The organism is Gordonia sp. p3-SID1431, from assembly GCF_025143765.1.
Taxonomy (GTDB): Bacteria; Actinomycetota; Actinomycetes; order Mycobacteriales; family Mycobacteriaceae; genus Gordonia; species Gordonia hongkongensis.
This window is the reverse complement of record NZ_JAMBDT010000165.1, coordinates 1-6,093: the sequence shown is the minus strand read 5'-3', so window position 1 is coordinate 6,093 and position 6,093 is coordinate 1. Positions and strand designations below refer to the sequence as shown.

The 6,093-nt window shown below is 67.6% G+C and carries 6 protein-coding genes; all 6 read right to left on the bottom strand.

The features are described 5' to 3' along the window. The coding region (locus tag M4D77_RS23290) for an alpha/beta fold hydrolase (protein WP_259937644.1) at positions 1-632 on the bottom strand (632 nt) is incomplete at its 3' end. Between the two features lie 131 nt (positions 633-763). Continuing rightward, a complete protein-coding gene (locus M4D77_RS23285) occupies positions 764-1,984 on the bottom strand; it encodes a PQQ-dependent sugar dehydrogenase (protein ID WP_396266616.1) in 1,221 nt (406 codons plus the stop codon). A gap of 288 nt (positions 1,985-2,272) precedes the next feature. After that, entirely contained in the window at positions 2,273-3,826 is a 1,554-nt protein-coding gene (locus M4D77_RS23280; protein WP_259937639.1) for a succinic semialdehyde dehydrogenase, read from the bottom strand. A 67-nt stretch (positions 3,827-3,893) separates the two neighbouring features. Beyond that, positions 3,894-4,388 carry a ribonuclease E activity regulator RraA gene (gene rraA / locus M4D77_RS23275; RefSeq protein WP_078111901.1) on the bottom strand — a complete coding sequence of 165 codons (495 nt, stop codon included), beginning with the start codon at positions 4,386-4,388 and terminating at the stop codon, positions 3,894-3,896. A gap of 34 nt (positions 4,389-4,422) precedes the next feature. After that, positions 4,423-5,331 (bottom strand): alpha/beta fold hydrolase, encoded by a 909-nt coding sequence (locus M4D77_RS23270; RefSeq protein ID WP_259937638.1) that lies wholly within the window; start codon positions 5,329-5,331, stop codon positions 4,423-4,425. A gap of 67 nt (positions 5,332-5,398) precedes the next feature. Then, positions 5,399-6,013, bottom strand: coding sequence for a sigma-70 family RNA polymerase sigma factor (locus tag M4D77_RS23265; RefSeq protein ID WP_259937636.1), 615 nt, complete (start codon positions 6,011-6,013; stop codon positions 5,399-5,401). Between the last annotated feature and the right edge of the window lie 80 nt (positions 6,014-6,093).

Genomic DNA, 6,093 nt, shown 5'->3' with positions numbered 1-6,093 from the left:
CGCCTGTCGGGGAGCGGCATCGCGCGATACCACCCCAGCGCGCCGGGGAGGGCGCCGTACTCACCGATCTCGCGGGCGATCCGCGACGCGAACGGTTGCGGAAGTCCCATCCGCTCCCCGAAGTCCGGTTGTGTTCGCATCGCCCAGTCGAGGAACTTTTCGGGCAGGACCGGAATCTGGAAGGCGGCCATGTACCAGGACCGGAAGATCTGTCCGTGGCGCATCGAGCGCAGGAAGGCCCCTGGGTGCGGAACAGACAGGGCGGTCAGCGTTTTCACCCGCTCGGGATGGTGCGCGGCGACCGCCCACCCGACGAGTGCGCCCCAGTCGTGGCCGACGACGTGGGCTCGTACGAGGCCTGCGGCGTCGAGCAAGGCGAGCACGTCCGCGGTCAGTTCGCTCTGCACGTAGTCCCGTCGGCGTGCGGGGCGAGCACCGGGCGAGTACCCACGCTGGTCCGGTGCGAGGGTCCTGAACCCGTTGTCGTGCAAGATTTCCGCGACCAGTTCCCAGCACGAGGCCCGCTGGGGGAACCCGTGCAACAGCACGATCGGTTCACCGTCGATCGGACCTTCGTCGGTGACGTCGAAGGTGTGGGGTCCGCGGTCGAACCGGGTGATGCGCGTCGTCATCGATGACCTTTCTGTGTCCGATTCACACCATGGCGATCACGCGCGCCGGACCGCCGGTACCACCGGCGAACTTCGGTGCGCCGACGATCACGGTCGATTGCGTGTCCGACGGCCAAGTTGTCGCACATTGCTCAGCCGTCCCAGCGCACCCGCAGGATGCGGTCTGCGCCTTCGCCGTCGCTGGTTGTCAGGATCAGCGAGCCGTCGGGCGCAACGGCCACCCCGCGCAGGCGACCATGCTCGTCCTTCAGGGCCTCGGTTCGCGACACCACGTGGCGTCCGTCGTCGGAGAGCTTAAGGAACACCAGTCGTTCACCCTTGAGCGCCGTCAGCACGACGCCGCCGTTGTATGCGCCCCAACCGGTTTCGGGCAGGAATGCGATTCCCGGCAGAGCGATCGTCTCGTTGCCCGAACTCCAGACCGGACCGATCGCGCTGGGGACCCGTACCGGATCGGTCATCGGCACCGATTCGTCGTAGATGATCGGTGTGCGGTCGGGCTTATAGCCGTAGTTGCCCCCAGCGACGATGCGATTCAGTTCGTCGTCGCGGCTCGTGCCCTGCTCGATGGCGTACACGCGACCAGTGCCGGGCTGGACCGCCACGCCCTGTACGTTGCGATGCCCTAGGCTATAGATCGGACTGCGCGGGTTCGGGTTTCCCGGAGCGGGCGCACCGTCGAATTTGATGTGTAAAACTTTGCCGCCCAGCGACTTCTGGTCCTGGGCAACGGATGGTGTGCCTGTGTCGCCGGTACCGACCCAGAGGCTGTCGGCAGTAGCGGAAAGGCCGCATCCGGCACGACTGCCGGAGGACGTCACGGGGATTCCACCGAGGACCGTCCGTTCACGGGTCATCTGCGTCCAGTCCGCACTCACCCGCCACGACACCACCTTGATGGTCTGACCAGTCTGTGGGGCCGGAAGAGGTGCGCCGGCAAGAGGTTCCGGCACGACAAAGGCGCCGGGCACCGTGTACTCCGCTTGACACGAATACACACGGCGGTTGTCCGAGAACCGTTGGTCGATGGCGAGCCCCATGAGGCCCGCCTCGTGGACCGCGAAGATCTTCGACAGGTCTGCTCTGACGTTCACACGTTTTCCACCGGGGCGCACTGCAACAAACCGCCCCGCGCGCTCACCGGAAAGCACGGTGCCATCGGGTGCAACCACTACACCCCAGGGGATGGTCATCCCGCCAGTCACAGCAGTGACCTGCAGCGGCGCTCGAGCATGAGCCGCCGGGCCGGCGAAGAACAACCCAGCCACGACAGCCGCGGACGCGGTCATCGTCACAAGCCCACGGGCCGGTGATGGGACGGATTCTTTGCGTCCATGACGTGTTCGGGTCACAAGGCCTACCGTAACCACGCTCACACCGACGGGGCAGGACATCGGGCGTCTCGATCAGCGAGATCGTGCTCCCGAGGCACGCCAGATGCCGAGACGTCGCGGCCCAACCGGAGCGACCGGGTGGTGGCGACGCCGTCCGAGGTGAGGAATTTGCGTCCCTGTGAACGAGGTCGAAGGGCAATCAATCTGCCCTTCCCACACCCTGAGGTGGACGGAAATTCGTCCTACTCGACGCCCGTCGCGGGAACGAGTCATCCCACTCCCGAACGAAGCAGAGTGTGAATTCGCTTACCGCCCCGGCAGGTACTTCAACGCGCGGACGGCGGTCGGCGTGATGGCGCGGTAGATGCTCGTCGGGACCACCGGCATGCGGTCGATGCCGATGAACCGCTGCTCGGCGATGGTCTGCGGCTCGGTGTACTTCAGGAGGCCCTCCTCACCGTGGCGGCGTCCCATGCCGGAGATACCCATGCCGCCCATCGGGGCCGCCGTCGACGCCCACGCCGCGGCGTAACCCTCGTTGATGTTCACCGTCCCGGCGCGCAGTTGCTCGGCGACTTCCTGCGCCTCGGCGCTGCTACCGGCGAAGACGCTGGCGTTGAGGCCGTAGTCGGTGTCGTTGGCGAGCTTGATCGCCTCGTCGGTGGAGTCCACCGGGTAGATCGAGACGACCGGTCCGAAGGTCTCGTTCGCGAAACACACCATGTCGTCGTTCACGTCGGTGAGGACCGTCGGCTCGAAGAAGAAGGGGCCCAGGTCCGCGCGACGCTTGCCGCCGGCGAGCACCTTCGCGCCCTTGGCGACCGCGTCCTCGACGTGCGCTTCGGCGGTGTCGATCTGGGCGGCCGAGGCCAAGGAACCCATGTCGGCGCTGAAGTCGTAGGAGGCCGACAGCTTCATCGTGGAGACATACGCGGCGAACCGCTCGGCGAAGTCGTCGGCGATCTTCTTGTCGACGTAGATCCGTTCGATCGAGATGCACAGCTGCCCGGAGTTGGAGTACGACGCGCGCGCCGCGCCGCGCACGGCGTTGGCGATGTCGGCACTCGCGGTGACGACCATCGGGTTCTTGCCGCCGAGTTCGGCCGAGAAGCCGATGAGCCGACGCCCGGCCTGTTCGGCGAGGGTGGCCCCGGTCTCCGAGGAGCCGGTGAACATCACGTAGTCGGTGCTGGCCATGATTGCTTGCCCGACAACGCTTCCCGGCCCGGGCACCACGGCGTACAGCTCACGCGGCAGACCCGCCTCGTACAGCAACTCGGCCAGGGCCAGCGCGCAGTACGGCGTCTGGCTGTCCGGCTTGATCACGACGCCGTTGCCGGCGATCAGGGCGGCCACCGCATCGGACACGGCCAGTGTCAGCGGGTAGTTCCACGGGCTGATGATGCCGACCACACCCTTGGGCAGGTACCGCACGCGCACGCTGGTCGCGCCCGGCAGCATGCCCTTGACCTTGCGATCGGCCAGCAGCTTGGGTCCGTTCGTCGCGTAGTGCCGCGCGGTGATCGAGACGTCGATGACCTCTTCTTGCGCGTAGATGCGCGCCTTGCCGGTCTCGGCCTGCGCGATGTCCATCAACGACGCCGCGTTGCGGTGGACCAGGTCGGAGAAACGGTCGATGATCGCGGCGCGGTCGGCCGGCGTGCGGGCCGCCCATCCCTCCTGCGCCTGGCGGGCCCGGGCGACCGCCACCTCGAGATCGTCGGCGGTGGCGACCGGGATGGTCGCCATCTCCGTCCCGCTGAACGCCTCGAGGACGGGGCGCGTGGGACGACTCGCGGCGTCGTCGATGGCGACGAGCGCACCCAGGCGAGCGAAATAGTCGGCGGTGGGCTTCGGCATGGCGGTGCTCCTCAGCGCTGTGCGGGTGTCCGGTCTTCGATGTCGATCGTGGTCTGCGGTCGGGGCTCTACTGGTTGTCTCCCGCCGCGACGAGCACGATGCCGTCGTCGTCGGAGTAGACGATGTCGCCGGGGGTGAACGTCTCGCCGCCGATGGTCAGCGGGACGTCGCGTTCACCGGCGCCGGTCTTGGTCGACTTGCGCGGGTTGGTACCCAGGGCCTTGACCCCGATCGCCATCCCGCCGATGGTCTTGGCGTCGCGGATGGCGCCGTTGACGATGATCCCCACCCAGCCGTTGGAGCGGCCGAGCTCGGCGATGAGGTCTCCGACCAGTGCGGTGTGGACCGACGCGTCGCCGTCGACGACGAGCACCCCGCCGGGGTTGGATTCACCCAGAACCGACTTCAGCAGGGCGTTGTCCTGGAAGCACTTGACCGTCGACACCCGTCCGACGAACTCCCGGTTTCCGCCGAACTGCGTGAACTGGGTGTCGCAGCTTCGGACGTCGGCGCCGATGTCGTCGACGAGGTCGGCCGTCGGGGTGAAGGTCAGCTCGCTCATGCCGAACAGTTTAGGTGTAACCGCAAGTAGCTGGTTACTCGCGGGTAGGGATGGGCCGCACCCCGCCGATGATCTCGGCGACGTCGTCCGGGCGCTCCGACACGAGGAAGTGCCGCGCCCTCGGGAGTACCGCGATCTCATCAGCGTTCAACACCTCGGCGTACCGTCGCTGCTTCCATTCCCAGAAGTGGCGCCACCCCGGGAGCCTGGACGACGCCACGACGACGATCACCGGGACGTCCGGCATCGGCTCGGACCGTCGCAGACTCCGCAACGTCTGGTTCATCGACCCGAACGCGGCGTTCTCGACGAGAAGGGCCAGGAGGTAGGGCGGCTGCCCGAAGACGCGCGTCCTCCATCGGCGCTGCTGCTCGCCTCGACCCTCCGGTGGCGCGGGCACGACGCGGCTCCACACCTGGAAACTCGGCCAGCGACGTATCCCGACGCGGCTCGTCACCGCGCGCGCCGCACCGACCACCCGATGGGCGTTGCCCACCCGGAACGACAGCGGGACGATCCGCCACGGGAACAAGACGAATGACCCGTCGAGGATGACGACACCCGCGGTCCGCTCGGGATATCGGCGTGCGAACGCCTCCACATACAGCGACGCCAGCGAATGCCCCACGACGACAACCGGTTCGGCGATACCCCGAGCGTCGAGCACCGCGGCCATCCGCTCCACCTCGCCCAGCAGCGACGGATGGTGACGCCGACCGATGGGATCGGACAGCCCGTAACCCGGGCGGTCGTACCGCACGACCCGCCACGACGAGACGAGCCGCGCGACAAGCGGATCGAGGTCGAACCAGTTGCTCCCGAGCGCCGCCATGAGCAGCAGCGGCGGACCCGCCCCCTCGTCGAGCACGTGGAGCCGATGCTCCCCGACCGTCACGAACTCACCGGGTGAATCCAGACCCGCGTCGGGTGTCGTCTCGTGCACCCGTCCAGTGTGCCCGCGCGGATGGCGCGGCGTCGCCGGACGGCACGACGCGCTCACCGCCGATCCGTCAGCGGTCGTCCTGCGCGTCCAGGCAGCTCCGCAGCCGTCTCAGGCCGTCCCGGATACGGGATTTCGTGGTGGGCAGGGGCGTGTAGGTGCGCGCCGCCACCTCGGGATAGGTGAGTCCTCCGAAGTACGACATCTCGAGGCTTCCTCGTTGCAGTTCCGTGAGATGTCCGAGGCAGGTGTGCACTGCGCTCACCTCCACCGACCGCAGCACCGCTTCGAGCGGAAGATCCTGCGTCATCTCGGGTTCGGCGGCCCGGACGCCGTACTCCGACAACCGCTCGGTCTGCATGTCCTCGGTACGGACCCGGTCGACGGCGCGCCGGTGCGCGATCGTCATCATCCACGTGATCACCGATCCGCGGGTCGGGTCGTAGTCGGCCGCCCGCTGCCAGTACTGCAGGTAGGCCTCCTGGACGATCTCCTCGGCGTAGTGCCGATCACGCACCACCCGGACGGCCAGACCGTAGATCCGCGAACTGGTCAGGTCATAGAAGCGCGTGAACGCCGCTCGGTCCCCTGCGGCCACCAGAGCCAGCAGGTCGCGTAGGACCTGCGATTCTCCCCCGCCCCCATGATCCGCATTCGCGGTGGCGTCGCTCTCCCTCGGCGCCACGGTTTCAGGTATTGCCGGGTCGAGGACGAGGCACGGGAAGGCTCAGTGGCTGCCTGGGAGTCGCCGTGAACCAGATGAGG